13 protein-coding genes are annotated in these 17,396 nt (G+C 65.1%); 8 read left to right on the plus strand and 5 right to left on the minus strand.

Features of this window, described 5'->3' with window-relative positions; genetic code table 11:
• Positions 1-93 precede the first annotated feature (93 nt).
• Entirely contained in the window at positions 94-1,449 is a 1,356-nt protein-coding gene (locus KK137_RS02725) for a tetratricopeptide repeat-containing sulfotransferase family protein (protein WP_214534507.1), read from the plus strand.
• A gap of 6 nt (positions 1,450-1,455) precedes the next feature.
• On the opposite strand, the gene KK137_RS02730 is transcribed toward KK137_RS02725, so the two are convergent.
• From KK137_RS02730 to KK137_RS02745, 4 genes are all read right to left on the minus strand, one after another.
• Complete coding sequence (locus KK137_RS02730; RefSeq protein WP_214534508.1) at positions 1,456-4,881, minus strand: chromosome segregation SMC family protein; 3,426 nt, start codon at positions 4,879-4,881, stop codon at positions 1,456-1,458.
• Between the two features lie 169 nt (positions 4,882-5,050).
• The gene (locus KK137_RS02735) at positions 5,051-5,794 is read right to left on the minus strand and encodes a thioredoxin domain-containing protein (protein ID WP_214534509.1); all 744 of its coding nucleotides are present in this window, start codon (positions 5,792-5,794) and stop codon (positions 5,051-5,053) included.
• Positions 5,795-5,837: 43 nt separating this feature from the next.
• Complete coding sequence (locus KK137_RS02740; protein WP_214534510.1) at positions 5,838-6,524, minus strand: thioredoxin domain-containing protein; 687 nt, start codon at positions 6,522-6,524, stop codon at positions 5,838-5,840.
• Positions 6,521-7,066, minus strand: a complete 546-nt coding sequence (locus tag KK137_RS02745; RefSeq protein WP_214534511.1) for a DUF721 domain-containing protein — start codon at positions 7,064-7,066, stop codon at positions 6,521-6,523. Before KK137_RS02745 ends, KK137_RS02740 begins: the two co-directional genes overlap by 4 nt.
• Before the next feature lie 14 nt (positions 7,067-7,080).
• Here KK137_RS02745 and KK137_RS02750 point away from each other — a divergent pair, with 14 nt between their 5' ends.
• The 4 genes from KK137_RS02750 to KK137_RS02765 all read left to right on the plus strand — a co-directional run bounded on the left by KK137_RS02750 (position 7,081) and on the right by KK137_RS02765 (position 13,874).
• Positions 7,081-8,112 carry an A/G-specific adenine glycosylase gene (locus KK137_RS02750; protein WP_214534512.1) on the plus strand — a complete coding sequence of 344 codons (1,032 nt, stop codon included), beginning with the start codon at positions 7,081-7,083 and terminating at the stop codon, positions 8,110-8,112.
• A gap of 155 nt (positions 8,113-8,267) precedes the next feature.
• Entirely contained in the window at positions 8,268-8,624 is a 357-nt protein-coding gene (locus KK137_RS02755; protein ID WP_214534513.1) for a hypothetical protein, read from the plus strand.
• A gap of 380 nt (positions 8,625-9,004) precedes the next feature.
• Positions 9,005-13,444, plus strand: a complete 4,440-nt coding sequence (locus KK137_RS16800) for an autotransporter outer membrane beta-barrel domain-containing protein (RefSeq protein WP_214534514.1) — start codon at positions 9,005-9,007, stop codon at positions 13,442-13,444.
• Between the two features lie 91 nt (positions 13,445-13,535).
• The gene (locus tag KK137_RS02765; protein ID WP_214534515.1) at positions 13,536-13,874 is read left to right on the plus strand and encodes a YciI family protein; all 339 of its coding nucleotides are present in this window, start codon (positions 13,536-13,538) and stop codon (positions 13,872-13,874) included.
• Between the two features lie 9 nt (positions 13,875-13,883).
• On the opposite strand, the gene KK137_RS02770 is transcribed toward KK137_RS02765, so the two are convergent.
• The gene (locus KK137_RS02770; RefSeq protein ID WP_214534516.1) at positions 13,884-14,105 is read right to left on the minus strand and encodes a hypothetical protein; all 222 of its coding nucleotides are present in this window, start codon (positions 14,103-14,105) and stop codon (positions 13,884-13,886) included.
• Between the two features lie 233 nt (positions 14,106-14,338).
• Here KK137_RS02770 and KK137_RS02775 point away from each other — a divergent pair, with 233 nt between their 5' ends.
• From KK137_RS02775 to KK137_RS02785, 3 genes are read left to right on the plus strand one after another with little or no spacing between them, the layout of a single operon-like run.
• Positions 14,339-15,643 carry a serine hydrolase domain-containing protein gene (locus KK137_RS02775; RefSeq protein ID WP_214534517.1) on the plus strand — a complete coding sequence of 435 codons (1,305 nt, stop codon included), beginning with the start codon at positions 14,339-14,341 and terminating at the stop codon, positions 15,641-15,643.
• A complete protein-coding gene (gene nudC / locus KK137_RS02780; protein ID WP_214534518.1) occupies positions 15,640-16,518 on the plus strand; it encodes an NAD(+) diphosphatase in 879 nt (292 codons plus the stop codon). Before KK137_RS02775 ends, nudC begins: the two co-directional genes overlap by 4 nt.
• Positions 16,515-17,201: a DsbA family oxidoreductase gene (locus tag KK137_RS02785; RefSeq protein ID WP_214534519.1), complete on the plus strand. Its 687-nt coding sequence runs from the start codon at positions 16,515-16,517 to the stop codon at positions 17,199-17,201. Before nudC ends, KK137_RS02785 begins: the two co-directional genes overlap by 4 nt.
• Positions 17,202-17,396: the final 195 nt, after the last annotated feature.

A 17,396-nucleotide genomic window follows, 5' to 3' on the forward strand; every position in this document is an offset into this window, starting at 1 on the left:
GACGTGGCCGCAGAGCTGCGGCTACTGGCGCACCTGCAGCCGGCGCTTCAGCGAAGCGATCGCGCGGAGATAAAGCGCATAATTGGAGAGCTGGTGGCGATACGCGCGCCGATGGGTGGGCAGTGGCAGCAACTCGCCCAAATCGCGGCCAACTTTGGAGAGTTGACGCTGTCGCGAGCGGCTATCGACCTGTTCGTGGAAGCGGCGGAAAACGATCCGGCCGCCCAGTATCAGAAGGCTGTCCTGCTGGCCTATGGCGGCGCCCTGGATGAAGCCTACGCCCTGCTTTGTACGCTGCCCGATACCGCCCCCGACCCTGCGGCCAATGCCTATAGTCGCGGAACCAGTTTGCTCAGTCTGGGCAGGGCCGACCAGGCGCAAGAGTTGCTTGAACGCGTAACGCAGCTGCGGCCGGAGTCCGGTTCGGCGTGGCTGGCCCTGGCCCTGTCCGTCAATCTCGGGCGGGAGGCCGAACTGGCCGAGCGTCTTGTCCGGGCCGAGCCGGGCATGGAAGCCGCGGGCCCCTCGGAACAGGCGGCGTATTATTACGCCTTGGGAAAGGCACGCGCCGATCGTGGAGAGCACGACCCGGCTTTCGCGGCCTTTGCGCGCGGTGCCGAACTGCAGAAGACGCTCATCGTTTACGACCGCGAAGCGGATCGCAGGAACGCGGAAGACGCGACGCAAGGCTATACCGCCGAAGCGATCGCTGCCATCGGTCGCCAGCAACAGCAACCGACGCACCGTTCGATTTTCGTCACCGGCCTGCCTCGCTCGGGTACGACCCTGGTAGAGCAAATCCTCACCAGCCACAGTGCGGTGAGCGATGGTGGCGAAATCAATCGGCTCGATCTGCTGAGCCAGGAAGTCGGCGGCCAATCCTGCGAGACGCTGGAACGCTATGTAAAGGAGCAGGGCACGCTCTCCCTTACGGAGCTATGGAATCATTTGCTCGCGGAGCGCTTTCCCAAGGGCGGACGGATTGTCGACAAGACGGTCAACACCAGCCGGCATCTGGGCCTTGCCGCGGCATTCTTTCCCGAAGCACCTTTGATCTGGGTCACCCGAGATCCACTCGACCGCGCCTGGTCGTGCTTCCGCACCTATTTCCTTGGCACCATGCCCTGGAGCTACGACCTCGAGGACATCGCTTTTCATTTCCGCCTCGACGACCAATTGCTTCGCGAGTGGCGGTCCATTCTGGGCAACCGCCTGCTTGTCGTGCCCTACGAGGAACTTGTGACCGACCCAGGCGACTGGGTACGCCGCATCCTTTCGCACTGCGGATTGGTTGAGGAACCACAGGTTTTCGCGCCGCATCTGAGCGAGCGAGCCGTTGCGACGGCAAGCGTCATGCAGGTCCGCCGTCCGATCAACCGCGAAGGAATTGGCTCGGCGGAGCCTTACCGGGCGTTCCTCAAACCCTTCATCGAGACCTATTACGCTTAGTCGGTTCTACTCAGCCGCCAGAAGCTCCTCGGCTCCGCCGAGGTCCACGCTCACCAGGCGGCTCACGCCCTTCTCCACCATCGTCACGCCGAACAGGCGATGCATCCGGCTCATGGTCACCGCGTTATGGGTGACGATGAGGTAGCGGGTCTGCGTCTCTCGGACCATTGCATCGAGCAGGTCGCAGAAGCGATCGATATTGGCATCGTCGAGCGGGGCGTCGACTTCGTCGAGTACGCAGATCGGCGCGGGATTCGTCAGGAACAGAGCAAAGATCAGCGCCACTGCGGTCAGGGCCTGCTCGCCACCTGATAGCAGTGTCAGCGATTGCAGCCGCTTGCCGGGGGGCTGGGCATAGATCTCAAGGCCCGCCTCGAGCGGATCGTCGGAATCGACCAACGCAAGGTGAGCCTGCCCACCCTCGAACAGCCGCGTGAACAGCTGGCGGAAATGCGCGTCCACTTCCTCAAAGGCGGTGCGCAGCCGCTCACGGCCTTCGCGGTTGAGGTTGCCGATCGAGCCGCGCAGGCGATTGACGGCCTCGGCCAATTCGGCCTGTTCGGCCACGCTCGCGCCATGCTCTTCCTCGATCCGGGCCAGTTCGTCGGCCGCGACGAGGTTGACCGGACCGATCCTCTCGCGATCACCGACCAGGCGGTCCATCACCGCGGATTCCTCCCCCGAGCCGGAAATCTCGGCGGGGTCGAACTCGAAGCGGCTGGCGAGCACTGGCGGCGGACATTGGAAGCGCTCGCCGGAAATGCGCGCCATCTCCTCGCGCCGGGATTCTTCGTTTTCGGCGCGAGCGGCGGAACCGGCACGCTCTTCGCGGGCAGAGGCCAGGGCTTCGTTGGCCACTGTCAGAGCGCCATCCGCGGTCCGGCCTTCCTCGGTGGCCGCAGCGACCGCGGCCTCGGCGGCGGCGAGTTCGGTGGCCAACCGGTCACGCACCGCTTCGCCGCCCTCGATCTCGCGCATCAGCGAAGCGGGCTTGGCAGCGACGATCGCACGTTCCTCGGCGATCTCGTCGAACCGCAGGGACATGTCGGACAAGCGCTTGGCGGCGTCGCCGGCACGGGCTTCCCAACCCTTGATGTCGGCGCGCTGGGTCGAGACCCGCTCGCGCGCGACGGCGAGTGCCTGGTCGTGCGCGGCGAGGGCGGCCGCGGTGCTTTGGAGCGTAACGCGCGCAGCTTCGTTCCTCGCCTGCGCGGCGGTGAGGGCGGCGCGCCCGGTCTCGGGGTCGGGCAAGTCGCGCTTCTTGGCCTGCGCCGCCGTGAGTTCCGCCTGGACCTGTTGGCGCTGTTCGGCGAGGCCGGTCTCAGCCGCAGTTAGCTCTTCTCGGCGGGCCGCGAGGCGTTCGCGCGCGGCTTCGGCCTGATCGAGCGCGCGCAGGGCCTGACGTTCGACTTCGGCGGCCTGTTGGGTCTCGCGCTCGATCCCGACAAGGGTTCGCTGGAGCTCGGCGAGGTCTTTCTGCGCTGCCCGTTGGGCCAATTCGGCCTTGTTCGCGGCCTCGCGAAGGGCCGGGAGCTGGGCGTCGAGTTCGGCAAATCGGTTCTCGGCCTCAAGGCGGGCCGCCTCGGCCGCTCCTTCGCCGCGCGCCAGGAAGCCATCCCACCGGCGCAAGCGACCATCGCGCGTGACCAGCCATTCACCCGGCTTGAGCAAGCGGCCATCGTCGCTCTCCACGAAATGGACCAGTGCCAGCCGCGCAGCTAACTGCGGCGGGCAGTCGCGGACATGGGCTGCAAGACTGCCGGCGACCGGCGAGGGCGCTTCGGCGCCGCTCCAGTAGCGGCCCTCCGCGTCTCCCGAGGGTGATCCAAGTGGCGCCTTGGCGTCACGCCCGAGGACGGCGGCGAGCGCCCGTTCGTAGCCCGGTTCGGCGGCGACCTTGTCTAGCGCGACGGGGAGGCCGTGCTTGCCCGCGGCCTGTTTCGCTCGGGCCTCTCGATCACGCTGGAGCGCTTGCCACTCACGCTCGATCCCGGCCAGCTCGGCGCGCGCGGTGGCGAGGGCGCTGGCAGCTTCGTCGCGGGCCTTGGCTAGGTCTTCCTTGCGCGCCTGCCCCTCGGAGAGCTTCTCGCGAGTGCGGGCGAGGGTTTGTGCGGCTTCGTCGGCGGCGGACTGGGCGGTGACGACCACCTCGTCAGGGTCGCCCTGGGCGGAAAGGGAGGCGCGCTGGTCCTCGAGCCGCCGGACCTCATTCTCCAATCGCGCGAGCCTGGCTTCGACCTGGCCGACCTCGGCCTGGGCGATGCGCCACTCCGCCTCTACGCCCGCATGGTCGGCGGTCGCCTTGGCCAGCGCCAGTTCGGCGGCGCGCGAGGCCGCTTCGGCCTGCTCCGCCGCGCGGGTGAATTCGGGCCTGCGCGCCTCGTCCGCAGTCAAGCCGGCCTCACCCCTGGCGAGATCTTCGGCCAGCTTCTTGAGTGCCTCGGCCGCGTCGCGCGTCACGCGATCAGCCTCGCCGCGGTCTTCCTCCAGCCGCTGCTTCTGACGGTCGAGGTCGGCCAGGCGCTGTTCGGCGGCTTCGAGTTGGCTGGAAAGCGCTGCCATCCGGTGACCGTGCGCGCTGGCATCATCGCGCCTGTCGGCCAGTTCCTCGCGCACTTCGGCCAGTTTTTCTGCCGCGGCCGCCTGAGCCTTCTGCGCTTCCTGGGTTAACCGCTGGGCCAACTCGACCTTCTGTTCGGCGCCACGTGCGCTGGCCCGCGCGGCCTCCGCCGCCTGGGCGGCGTCGCGCCACCGTGCGAAGACGAGACGCGCCTCGGCGTGCTGAATCTTGTCGGACAGAGCCTTGTACCGCTCCGCCTGTTTGGCCTGCCGGCGCAGCGTCGCCATCTGGCTGTCTAGTCCGGCGGCAAGATCTTCGAGGCGGGCGAGGTTGGCCTCGGTCTGCTTGAGTTTGCTCTCCGCGTCCCGACGGCGGACGTGGAGCCCGGCGATGCCGGCGGCTTCCTCCAACATCATGCGCCGCTCTGCCGGCTTGGCGGCGATGACCGCGGCGATCTTGCCCTGGCTGACGAGCGCGGGACTGTGCGCACCGGTGGCCGCGTCGGCGAAGACCAGCGACACGTCCTTCGCCCGCACATCGCGCCCGTTGACGCGATAGGCGCTGCCCGCGCCCCGCTCGATCCGGCGAGTGACCTGCAATTCCTCGCCATCGTCACGCACAGCGTCGAGGACGACCTCGGCGAAATCGCGCGGTGGGCGCTGGGCCGTGCCGGCAAAGATCACGTCGTCCATGCCGCCCGAACGCATCGACTTGGGCGAGTTTTCGCCCATGACCCAGCGGATTGCTTCGAGAAGGTTGGACTTGCCGCAGCCGTTAGGCCCGACCACGCCAGTGAGGCCGGGCTCGATGCGCAGCTCGGAGGGCTCGACGAAGCTCTTGAAGCCTGCGAGCTTGAGTTTGCGGATCAGCATTGGACGTGAATGTCCATCGGTCGCAAAAACCCCCTGCGTAAGAGGGAGAGGCTAGACCAACGGAGCTGGCGGAAGAAGCGCGGCGCCGCTGTTTCCACAGCTATGCGCCGCGCCATGGTCAGGCCGCAATCCCCGGTACGGTGCCGTGTCGGGGTTTGCGGCCTAAACTTCAGCGCGCTCCGGCGGCCTGAAGCGCGGCCTCGAGCACTTCCCAGCTCGTGCCGTCGATGACCTTGCCGTTGAGAATGAAGGTCGGCGTGCCGGTGAGTTTGAGTTCGTCAGCCTGGGTCTGCGACGCGGTAGCGATCTTCTGCGCCTTGGCCGTGTCGGCCAGGCACATCATCGCCTGGTCGCGACTGATTCCGCGAGCGGCGAAGAAGTCGAACAGGCCAGCGGCCTCGGCAATGTTCTGGAAGCGCTGGGCCGGGGCCGATTCCATCGCCGCCTGGACCGCGCCGGCATTGGCCTGCACGTGCTCCATGATCGGGGTGAAGTTGGCCCAGGCCTGGTTAGCGAGCGGGTGGAATGTCTCAGGCGTACCGCAGCGGGCCAGCATGGCAATCGTCAGGTCCAGCGAGTCGCGGACGAGGTTGCGGATCTCGTAGCTGACGATGCCACGGTTCACATATTCATCGAGCGGGCCGGATCCCTGCTGCGAGAACTCGGCGCAGTGCGAGCAGGTGTGGCTGGCGTATTCGACCAGCTTGAGCGGGGCTTCGGGATTGCCGATGCGGAAGCCGCCTTCGGGTGTTTCAACGGCGGTCTCGGCCCAGGTCGTGCCGGCCGGCGCGGCGATGTTGGCGATCGGTTCGCCCTTGGGCGCGCCTTCCTCGGCTTTTTCGCCACACGCGGCGAGCGCGAGCGCCGACGTTGCGGCGAGGATGGCGAAGGACACTTGGCGAATGGTTATCATGCGGGTTCCCTCTCGAGTGGGTCTATATAGCTGAACTAGGGGCTCAGGACGCTTTGCGGACGAATTCGTCGAGCTGCTTGGAAAGCGCGTCCCAGGTGTGTGTGCCGGGCAGGACCACCCCGTTGACCGCGAAAGTCGGGGTGCTGTCGATACCGGGCTTTTCCCAATCCTTGGCCGACGTTTCCGCCAGGGTCTTCACGAAAGCGTCATCGGCCAGGCAGCGGTCGACTTCCGTGCGCGAATACCCGCGCCGAGTCATGATGGCGTAGAGGCCGCCGTCACTCGCGATCGCCTTGCGGCCGGCGGCCCCGCTCGCCTTCCAGCGCTGCTGTTGGGCCGGCGTGGCCTTGGTCAGGGTCGCGAGCCACTTGTCCTGCCCGAACATGAACGCGGAATGGTTCTGCGGGAACTTCGACACGGGGCCGCAATGCGCCAGCACGGCTACTGTCAGGTCCACCGGATCGCGCAGCAGGTGGCGGACCTCCAGGTTGACCTTGCCTGGCGCGATGTAGGCCAGCTTGATCGGCTCTTCCCCCTCGCGGGTGAAAGCCGCGCAATGCGGGCAGGTATAGCTGATGTACTCGACAAGCCTGACCTTGGCGGCCGGGTTGCCGATAAGGTGGCTCGTGCCGGTCGCGCTGACCGTGGCGTTCCAGTTTGCGGTGGCACCGCCCGATGCCAGCGCCGCGACACCCAGCGCAAGGGCAGCGGCAATCCTTCTACCGATCATTCGGACCCCTCTCTCGTTCCAAGACTGCGCGCCAGCGATTCGAGCACGGCACGCAGTTCCGGATCCCCAATATCGCGCAAGCTGTCGCCCAATTCCATCGGGATTGGCTTGAGCGAAGGCGGCGCCGTCCGCACGCCTTCTGCACGCGGCGGCTTAACCGCGCCTTGCCGCAACTTCACCCGCGCCACAGCCTTGTAGCCGAAGAACCGGTTCACGCGCTCCATGATCTCGGGGATCAGGTGCTGGATCAGCGGGGCATGGGCCGGCAGGACGACCAGTTGCAGGATGCCGTCGTTCTTCTCCCCTGGCGGAAAGCGGATCGCTTCGGGGCTGCAGACTTTCGCATGGGTGGGGCCGACGATCTCGGGCCAGCGCGTGACCACGCTCGACTGCACGAAACCGAACCGGCGGAACGCGGCGCGCCCGATCTGCGGGACAAGCTCCGCCACCGGCCGAGCGGGACCTCCGCGCGGGCGCTCGTAAGCCTTGGGCTTAACCCCCTTCTTCTTTTCGCCATCGCGTTCCATGGACGCCAAGCCCATGCCATAGCGGCGCGATGGAGGATAGGGTCCCAGCCGCTTTGCTCGAATGGTACGATGGCCACGCGCGCGCATTTCCGTGGAGAATCGCACCTGGCTCGGCCGAACGCCCCGACCCGTACCGGGTGTGGCTGTCGGAGGTCATGCTTCAGCAGACCACGACCGCGCACGCCGCGCCCTATTTCGAAAAGTTCGCCGCTCGCTGGCCAACGGTGAAAGCGCTGGCCGACGCGCCGGAGGAAGCGGTCATGGCCGAGTGGGCAGGGCTGGGATACTACTCGCGCGCTCGCAACCTCATTGCCTGCGCCAAAGCCGTGGCCGAACGCGGAGGTTTTCCCGAGACCGAAGAGGGCCTGAGACAACTCCCCGGCCTTGGTGCCTACACCGCTGCGGCGGTAGCGGCGATTGCGTTCGGCGAGGCGGCGACGGTGGTGGACGCCAATGTCGAGCGGGTGGTCGCCCGCCTGTTCCTGATCGACGAGCCGCTGCCTGGCGCCCGCAAGGCCATCCGGGCCGCTGCCGAAGACATCACCCCGCGCGAACGCCCGGGCGACTTCGCGCAGGCGATGATGGACCTCGGCGCTACGATCTGCACCACTCGGGCGCCCAAGTGCCTGCTGTGCCCGCTGTCGGCGCCGTGCCTTGCCCGGGCGCAGGGGAGGCAGTCTGACCTGCCGGTCAAGGCGCGCAAGAAGGAGCGGACTGGGCGCACAGGGACGGCCTTCTGGATCGAACGCAACGGACAGGTCTGGTTGGTGCGGCGGCCCTCGAAGGGCATGCTCGGCGGAATGCGCGCGCTGCCAGACGATGGCTGGAGCTCGCGCAAGGATGGCTCGGAAAACGCGCCGATTCCCGGGGCGTGGAAAGCCGGAGGCGTGGTGCGCCATGGGTTTACGCACTTCGACCTCGAGCTTGGCCTCGCGATCTATGCCGGGGAGAAATTCGGCGCATTGGGTGAGGGAGAGTGGTGGCCGATTGCCCGGATCGAGGAGGCGGGGTTGCCGACGCTCTTTGCCAAGGCAGCGCTGTTGGCGATGGCGGTGGAGTAGGCCCTCCCCAAGTTCGTCGCGCGCGCGAGCGGCGAGCGGGGTCCGCGCAAAGGCACCAAGGCGCGAAGCGGTGCATGGGTCGGAAGCGGACAGACTGCTTTCGACCCATTGCGGGCATGTTGCGGCCGAAACCACGACGGCCTAGGACTTACGTGATGGCAAAGATCGATCGCCTTGCTCGTTTAGACGTCCGCCGCTTGGAACTTGAAGCGGAATATTCCGATGCGCTGCTTGTTGCACTTCGTGTTGCGGCGTCGGGGAAGTGGGGTCTGTTCGATCATAATGGCGACCGCCGTACACGTGAAGCGATTGCACCAGTCATCGATAATCTGAATGAGATAAGTGAAGCGATTGACCGAGCGAGAGACCAACTCGCGCTGCCGCCATTCGAACTTCATCGACAGTTCCTCGCTTCACGAGGCCCGGTGGGTCCGCAAGCGGTAGGTGAACCCAAGCAGGCGCAAGCCTGGCTCGATCGCCTGTCGGGAGAGATCGCAACGGAACCGGACTGAGCGGTTCCCACCCGTTGCGGACACTCAAAGTAGCCATTTCTGAGCCGCCCGGCTCGACCGGACCCTTATAGCTTAGTGAGTACAATCGTCACGGCTTGTCGGGGGATTACCCGATGGCGCGACACAGACGCGGCCCGGTATTTCGAAAAATAGCAGACACTTGAGAGGAGTTCGCTGAGATGTCAGTGAATTCACCAGGTCAAGCGTGGCTCGATTGGGCCGGAAGTCATGCGAGATCGTGTGGCGGAGCGCGCTTTAACTTACTGGCGGGGAGTTCCGCGCTCGCGCTTGCGGTGGGGTGCCTGACGAGTGCGTGCCTCATTCGGTCGGCACAGGCGCAAACTTGTCCGACTCTTAATGTAAACGATCTCGAATGCACGGTGCCGAGCGGCACAATCATTACAGTAACCACTGCCGGTGGGACCGGCCTCTCGAATAGCGGTGCCAATGGAGACGTCACCGCCGACGGCATAACCATCAACCTGCAGGCCGGGAACGCGACCGGTGCGAGGTTGCAGACCGGCGCCGACATCACTGTCACTAACAGCACGCTCAAGACCACCTCGACCGCAACCACGACCATCAGCGGCCAAACGGGGGCGATCGTCACGGGTATCGGCAGCCTCGCAAGAGTCACCGACAGCGCGTTTACCTTGGGAAACGGCACGACCGCCGCGAACAACCTTACCGCGATACGCGCCGTGGATGGCGGCTTCGTCGCTTTGACGACATCAAGCATACAGATGCTGGGCGGAAACAGCGGGACAGTAAGCTACTTCAACCATGGTCTGGTCGCGTCAGGGCAAGACAGCCGGATCGAGATGACGGGGGGCTCTGTCACGACCACATCGCGCGCGTCGTTCGGCGTGCGGGCGGAGAACGGCGGCGCAATCTCCTTGTCTCAAGGTGCGACGATCGCGACGACCAACACGACGAGTGCCGCGGTAGGCGTGCCCGCCAACACCAGCAGCTACGCCCTGACCGCAACCGGAACCGGCAGCTCGATCCTGGGCCGAGACATCACCGTCACCACGGCCGGAGCCTTTGCCAACGCTGCACGGGCCGAAAGCGGGGCTACGATCGATCTGTTTACCAGCAGCCTTTCCACTAGTGCGGCCAACGCGCATGCGTTGTTCGCTACGGGCACCCATTCACGGATCGAAGGCCAATCGCTCACGGTCAACACAACCAACGCGACGGCGAGCGCAGCGCGCAGCGAGGCCGGGGCGGCGATTGAGTTGACGGACGGCACCTACAGCACGGCGGCTGGGGCCAGTCACACCTTGTTGGCTACCGGGACGGGTAGTTCCGTGATCGGAACGAACCTCGCTGCCAGTGCCGGTGGAACGGCGACCAACGCCGCCCGAGCCGAAGATGGCGCCCGCATCGAATTGACCGGCGGCACCCTTCACACCACCGGAAGCGGCGGCTCAGAAGTGCTCAACGCGGCGGCGGCGGACGTCCGCACCGGTGGTACGATGACCCTCGACGGTGTGACGATTACCACCACCGGGGGTCGCGGAGACGGCCTGCACGCCGACGGGGCGGGATCGCGCATAGATGCGAGCGACATCACGGTTACGACGAGTGGTACGCAAGGTAACGCGGCAGCGAATGCGATCGACATTCAAAACGGTGCGACGGTCAGTGTCTCGGATAGCAGCCTGACGGCGGTTGTGACTGCCGTCGCAGTGGGCGTGCTTGGCGGGACTGGTTCCAGCTTTTCCGCGACCGATACCAGCATCACGGCGACCGGTCCCACAGCGCCAGGCGTGCGCGTGGTGAATCAATCGACAGCCACGTTGAGTGGCGGATCGATCAGCACGGGCGGAATCAATTCTGCCGCCCTCGAAGCTGGGTCCTCCACCGTCGATGCGACCAATGTCGTCATTGCGACGACGGGCGCTGGCCGATCCTACGGGGCGGTTTCGGGCGGAAGCAGTACCATCTCACTGACAGGGGGTTCGATCACCACTTCGGGGGATGCTGAGAATGCGGGCACGGCAAGCGCCCGGCGCGCCCATGGAATGACCGCCTACAATTCGGGTGGCCTTCTCGACTCTACCGGCACCTCGGTTCTCGTGACCGGACTGGAAGCCTTTGGCGTGGTCGCGGACGATGGCGGGATCGTCACGCTCGACGGCAATTCGATCAGCACGGAGGGCGCTCTTGGGATCGGGCTTTACGCGGGCATCGACCAGGAAGGCGCGCAATTCCTTGTCGATGTCACCGGCACGGACCTGGTGGTTACTACCGAAGGCCTGCGAGCCTATGGGGCGTACGTCTCGCGGGACTTCCACATCGCCACGGCAACGATGGACCTCGCCGGGATTTCAATCACGACATCGGGCAGCGACGCTATCGGGCTACGAGCCATTGGTGGCGGACAATTGACGGCACAGAACGGACAAGTCGTTACGTCCGGGCCGAGTGCCTACGGAGTGCAGTCGCGGTACTTCGTCGATGCGGTTGTGCCCGACGGCCGCGACGAACCGACCTCGATCACGCTGACGGGGTTGTCGATCGAAACAAGTGGAGCGCTCGCGCACGGCGCCGTCGTCCAGAACGGAGCCCGCTTGTCGGGAACGGATGTCTCGATCGACGCTACGGGGTCCGGCGCCGCCGCGCTTTTTGTACTCGGGGATTTCGGGCCCGCGTCGCTCGCCAGCGTCGCCGACAGCGAGCTCGCCAACGCGAATGGAGCCACTGTTGTCGCGGCCGGAAATGCCGACATTGTCTTTCTCCGCTCGACAGTGGGCACTCCGCTTGCCGAAGGTGGAAACGAGCAGTGGTTGCAAGTTGCGACGTCGGATGATTTCGCTCCGCTCGATGCCCAAGCTCCGTTGAGCGAAAACCAGGATCCGGGTCTGACGCTCGTTTCGGCACGGCTGTCGCCGGCTGCCCTGGCTCCGGCAGCGCTGCCCGGTCTTGCGAACGTGACCCTCACAGCTTCGCGGGCGACGGGTTCGGCGCTGACAGCGTCCGGCAGCGTGTCCAATCTGGTCCTGGACCAGGGCAGCGTGTGGGATCTCACCGGCAACTCCAATCTCACCAGCGTCACGAATAACCTGAGCAGCATTTTGTACCTGGCTCCGACGAGCGATCCCACGCTTCTTTCGAGCTACAAAACGCTGACGGTGATCAACTGGATTGGGCAGGGAGGCGTACTCGGGCTCAACACTTATCTCGGCCTGGACGGCTCCCCTTCCGACCTATTGGTTATCGACGGCGGGACCGGCACGGGGAATACCGCGCTTCGCATCACAAACACGACCGGTCGCGGTGCAGTCACAACGGGAAACGGCATTCTTGTCGTGGATGCCGTCAACGGCGGCACGACCGCGACGGGGGCATTTCAGCTTGGTGCCCCCGCGATAGCAGGACCGTACGAGTACCTGCTGTATCGGGGGAGTGTCGACACGAGTGGGCCTGACAGCTGGTACTTGCGGTCCACTCTCGATTGCTCCGTCCCGGGCGCCCCCTCGCCGCCGTGCCCCACACCTACGCCAACACCAACACCAACACCAACACCAACACCAACGCCGACACCGACACCGACACCGACACCGACACCCACTCCGACGCCAACACCAACACCAACGCCGACACCGACACCGACACCCACTCCGACTCCGACGCCAACACCCACGCCCACGCCCACGCCAACGCCAACGCCCACTCCGACGCCCACGCCAACGCCCACGCCAACGCCCACTCCGACCCCCACTCCGACGCCGACACCAACGCCGACACCCACTCCGACACCAACGCCGACGCCGACGCCGACACCCGCTCCGACGCCAACGCCGACACCCACTCCAACGCCGACGCCGCATCCCCGGCCAACGCCCAATTATCGCGAGGAGGTTTCTCTCATAACGGCGTTACCGACGGCCGCGCTCGTCTATGGCCGGGGTATCCTCGACACTCTCCACGAACGAGTGGGAGATGAAGAGCAGTTGCGCGGCGATCCGGAACTGAATGACGATGAAAACCCCAATGGCGTGTGGGGGCGCTTCATCGCGAAGGACGTCCGGCACCACACCGACAGAGGCATCTACGGAACGGGGCCCAGCTACAAGATGGATAGCTGGGCATTTCAGGGCGGGATCGATATCTACCGTGCCGAAGACGACGAGGGCGATCGCGACCACGCGGGAATCTATGGCGTTTACGGAGAAGCCGACTCCCGAGTCACGCACCAGATACTGGACCAGGAGTTCGCTGGCGGAACGGTGACCATGAAGAATGGCACCCTGGGTGCCTATTGGACTCACTTTGAGGAGGGCGGGGAATATCTCGATGCCGTGGTTCAGGCCACCTGGCTCAACATCCACGTCCGGCCGCGACGCCTTGCGGAAGTCAGAACTGACGGATTCAGCCTGGCCGCCTCTCTCGAGGGCGGATATCCGCTCGAGATCGATGACGATTGGCGGCTCGAACCCCAAGCGCAGTTGATCTACCAGACCTTGTCACTCGACGACATGAGCGACGTCGCTTCCACCATCCGTTTTCGCGATCTCAATTCCCTCGCGGGACGCATCGGCGCCAGGCTCAATAATATCGGCGACGAGCTGGGCTGGATCCGGGTGAACTTGTGGCACGAGTTCACCGGACACCCCAAGACCGAGTTCTCGACAGAAACCGGCTTTCTGGCGTTCGAAGCCGAGCTTCCGCGCACCTGGTGGGAGATCGACGCCGGTGTGAGCTGGCACCTCGATCGCAACACTACGCTCTTCGGAGCAGGCAGCTACAACTCGACCTTCGACGGAGACAGTAAAGCCTACGACGCGAAGATCGGAGTTCGGTACAATTGGTAGCTGAACGACCGCATTACACCCATTGCGGCCATCGCTCCGGTCGGTAGGCTACTTCGTTCATCATGGGCTTGCCTGGATCGAGGAATGCCAAATGACGAAGTACCTGATTTCGTTTCCCAGCGAAGCCATGGTCGTCACCGACGAGGATTTTCCCAATGTGGTGGCCGACTCACATGCCGTCATCGAAGAAGCAAAGAAGGCCGGTGTCTACGTATTTGGCGGCGGGATAGATGAGCAGGCGGCTCCGGTGCTGGTATCGTCCGGGGGCCTGATCTCGCATGAACTTTATCCCGGAAGCACGCTGAACGGCGGTTTCACCATCCTGGAATTGCCGACGCGGGACGAGGCCGTTCGTTGGGCGGCGAAGATCGCAAAGGCTTGTCGTTGCTCGCAGGAGCTGCGCGAGTTCGGGTACGATCCGGCAAGCTAAGCAGGACCGTCAAATAATCCCGCCGCCCAGCATCAGCCGTACGACCGCGATCCCGAACACGATCAGGCAGAAGTTCCGCCCTCCATTCGAACGCGACAAGGCGCCAAGCCCGATGCCGACCACGGCAATGGGCAGCACAATCCAATTGCCCCAACCAAGGAACGGGATGGCGGAAGGGATGGCCAGAACCAGCGCGACAATACCGGTGAGGATCGAGAGTACGTTGAGCATGTGCGTTATATCGCTAATACACTGGAGCTAATCAAGAGCCCGGAAGAATAGAACTTTCCTACTCACCCCATTTCGGCGCAGGGTCGCCCGATGGCCGAGTCTTCCATTCATGCGAGGTCCAAACAGTCGGCGTCAGGCTACGGAAAACGGGGGCGGAAACGGGGGCGGAAACGGCTAAGTTGACACTTTCACGTACCGTGTCACCCCGTCACCCCTAGGGAGGAAACTGAGCGATGCAGGAGCTTCTGAAGGACGTCGGTCTCACTCGCCGCCAATGCCTTGGCGGCGCGGCGATGCTGGGAGCGGGGGCCTTGCTGCCAGGCATTCCGGCCTTCGCCCAGGCCCCGGCCGCGTGGCCCAACGTCACCCGCCTTATCTCCAGCTACGTCGATAGCCGCAAGGTCGCCAACATGGTGGTGACTCTCGGCTTTGGGCAGGAGGATCCGATGGTGATCGCGGCGGGAGTCGACAGCTTCACCGGCCCACGCCAGTCGGACGGACGCAGCATCTACCGCATCTATTCGATGACCAAGCCAATCACCGGCATGGCCGCGATCTCGCTGATCGACGAGGGCAAGCTCGGCCTCGACCAACCCCTCTACGAAATCCTGCCCAAGTATCGGAACATGCAGGTGCAGAAGGTCTATGACGGACCGATCACGCCCGACAATCTGGAGCCGGCGATCCGCCCGATCACGATCCGCCAGATGCTCACCCACACGGCGGGCATAGGCTATGGCATCGTCCAACAGGGCCCAATCGCCACGGCCTTCCGGGAGAACGGAATCGTCCCCGGCATGGTCACTCGGCTCCAGGCGCTGCCGATCTTCCGCGGCACGCCGGTGCAGGGGCTAGATGTGTTCGCCGACCGGCTGGCGGAGATGCCGCTGGTCTACCAGCCAGGCACGCGGTGGAGCTACTCGATGGCGCTCGACTTGATGGGCCGGGTGATCGAGGTCGTTTCCGGCCAACCCTTCGATCGCTTCCTGCAGGAACGCTTCTTCGACCCGCTGACAATGGCGGATACCGGCTTCCAGGTTCCGCGCGAAAACGCGGACCGCATGACGACTAGCTATTTCCTGCTCAACGGCACCCTGCTGCCGATCGATCTGGGTGCGAATTCCATCTACTTCGACAAGCCGCCGTTTCCTTTCGGTGGGGCAGGACTGGCGAGCACGCCGCTCGACTACGACAAGTTCCTCAAGATGCTGGTCGGCTACGGCGAGACCGGGGGGCTGCGCGTCATAAGCGAGCAGGCGGTCCGTCTCGGCACCTCTAACATCCTGCCGAACACCATCTTGCCCGAGGACGACTTCACCAAGACCTGGGACTTCGGTGCCGGGGCTCGTGTGGGGCGCGGCGACGAGGCGGGGGTTTACGGCTGGGCCGGCGCAGCGGGGACCATCGGCTTCGTCCACCTGCCGCTTGGCCTGCGCGCCGGACTGTTCACCCAATACATGCCGCAGATGGAGTATCCGTTGCTCGAAGAATTTCCCGCCGCCATTCGCGCTGACCTAGCGGCTATGGGCCGGGCATGAACTCCATCGCCTTTGCCGGTCAGCCGCTAGACCGCGCCGACCATCTGCGTACCGATCCTGAGAAGCTGGCGGCGCTGCGCGCGGGTGATGCCCTGCTGCTCAAGCTGGAGGGTCTCTTGCCGGAGCTGTCCGAGGACGGGGGCCTGGCGTGGGGGCCGGTGAGCGAAGCGCCGGGTGACGTCGAACTGGTGTTCCTCGGTCAGCGAGAGGGACAGGCGCTGTTCGCTGCCGTTCCCACCGAAGGCGATCCGGACCCGGCCTACGCTCACCGCAAGACCTGGGGCGCGATCGCGCAGCTGGGGGCGGCAGACCTCGCGATCTTCGGCACCGCACGCAGTGTGCTCGACTGGCACGCGCGACACCGTTTCTGCGCCCGTTGCGGACGGCCGACGCACTTGGCCAAGGGCGGTTGGCAGCGGGACTGCGGGTCCTGCTCGGCCCAGCATTTCCCCCGTGTCGACCCTGTCGCGATCATGCTCGTCGAATGCGAGGGCAAGCTCCTGCTCGGCCGACAGTCGCGATTTCCGCCGCGCAGCTATTCTGCACTCGCCGGCTTCGTCGAACCCGGCGAGACGATCGAGGAGGCCGTGGCGCGCGAGGTGTTCGAAGAGGCCGGGGTGCGGGTGCGCGACGTGCGCTACGTCGCCAGCCAGCCCTGGCCGTTCCCCTCACAGCTGATGATCGGGTGCATAGGAAAAGCGGACAGCCGTGAACTTGCGATCGACAAGACCGAGATCGAAGACGCAAACTGGTTCACGAGATCCGACGTGGCCGAGGCGATGGCGAAGGGGGCGGAGAGTGAAAGTTTCATTCCCCCGCCACGCCAGGCGATCGCCCATCACTTGTTGCAATGGTGGCTGGAGCAAACCGCATGACCGAGAGACCCAAGATCGCTGTCGACATCTGGTCCGATGTCATGTGTCCCTGGTGCGCCATCGGCTATACGCAATTTGCCAAATCGGTTAGCGAACTGTCGAGCGAGGTCGACGTCACCGTTCGCTGGATGCCGTTCGAACTCAATCCCGAACTTCCTGCCGAAGGCAAGGATCAGGCCCGGCACCTTGCGGAAGTCTACAGCCGCACTCCGGCGGAGATCGCTGCGATGCGCAGCAATATGCAGGAGACCGCCGAGCGTGCGGGCTTTCCGATGGCCTACACCGGCGAGGGTGACGAGCCCGCGCCGATGATCTGGAACACCTTCGACGCCCACAAGCTTCTGCGCTGGGCGCTGGCGGAGCAGGGGCCCGAGGCGCAGACCCGGCTCGAGGTAGCTTTGTTCAAGGCGCATTTCCAGCAGCGCCGCAACGTGAGCGACCGGGAGGTGCTGCTCGACATCGCGGCTGCCGAGGGGCTCGACCGCGCCAAGGCGGCGGCCGCGCTGGATGACGAGGCGCTCGCTATCGCCACGCGTTACGAGGAAGAGCGGGGGCGGCAAGCGGGGATTAACTCGGTGCCGAGCTTCGTGATCGACGGCAAATACCTGATCCTCGGTGCCCGCGAGCAGCAGGACTTCTCCAAGATGCTGCGGCAGGTCGCGGGTCTGGTTCAGGCCGCTTAAATCTTGACACAACGAACCATATCGGTTATGTGCCCCGCCGTCAGAATGCCACTGACACCAGCGACGGGTGCGGGAGCGGTTAGCGCTTCGCTTCTCTCTCCCGCGCAAGGCCGGCGCCCTTCCGACATCGTCAGAGGGTGTCCGCAGGATACGGGGATGACAACCGCTGGCGGGACCTGCGAGCCCTAACCGCCA

It is taken from the genome of Croceibacterium selenioxidans (assembly GCF_018599195.1).
GTDB classification, from domain to species: Bacteria; Pseudomonadota; Alphaproteobacteria; order Sphingomonadales; family Sphingomonadaceae; genus Croceibacterium_A; species Croceibacterium_A selenioxidans.

What these genes read in the sequence shown, in the direction of transcription:
- KK137_RS02750 (WP_214534512.1), top strand. Translation starts at nt 7,081, where the DNA reads ATGGAGGATAGGGTCCCAGCCGCTTTGCTCGAATGGTACGATGGCCAC.
- KK137_RS02740 (WP_214534510.1), bottom strand. Translation starts at nt 6,524, where the DNA reads ATGATCGGTAGAAGGATTGCCGCTGCCCTTGCGCTGGGTGTCGCGGCG.
- KK137_RS02755 (WP_214534513.1), top strand. Translation starts at nt 8,268, where the DNA reads ATGGCAAAGATCGATCGCCTTGCTCGTTTAGACGTCCGCCGCTTGGAA.
- KK137_RS02775 (WP_214534517.1), top strand. Translation starts at nt 14,339, where the DNA reads ATGCAGGAGCTTCTGAAGGACGTCGGTCTCACTCGCCGCCAATGCCTT.
- nudC (WP_214534518.1), top strand. Translation starts at nt 15,640, where the DNA reads ATGAACTCCATCGCCTTTGCCGGTCAGCCGCTAGACCGCGCCGACCAT.
- KK137_RS02735 (WP_214534509.1), bottom strand. Translation starts at nt 5,794, where the DNA reads ATGATAACCATTCGCCAAGTGTCCTTCGCCATCCTCGCCGCAACGTCG.
- KK137_RS02785 (WP_214534519.1), top strand. Translation starts at nt 16,515, where the DNA reads ATGACCGAGAGACCCAAGATCGCTGTCGACATCTGGTCCGATGTCATG.
- KK137_RS02765 (WP_214534515.1), top strand. Translation starts at nt 13,536, where the DNA reads ATGACGAAGTACCTGATTTCGTTTCCCAGCGAAGCCATGGTCGTCACC.
- KK137_RS02770 (WP_214534516.1), bottom strand. Translation starts at nt 14,105, where the DNA reads ATGCTCAACGTACTCTCGATCCTCACCGGTATTGTCGCGCTGGTTCTG.
- KK137_RS02745 (WP_214534511.1), bottom strand. Translation starts at nt 7,066, where the DNA reads ATGGGCTTGGCGTCCATGGAACGCGATGGCGAAAAGAAGAAGGGGGTT.
- KK137_RS02730 (WP_214534508.1), bottom strand. Translation starts at nt 4,881, where the DNA reads ATGCTGATCCGCAAACTCAAGCTCGCAGGCTTCAAGAGCTTCGTCGAG.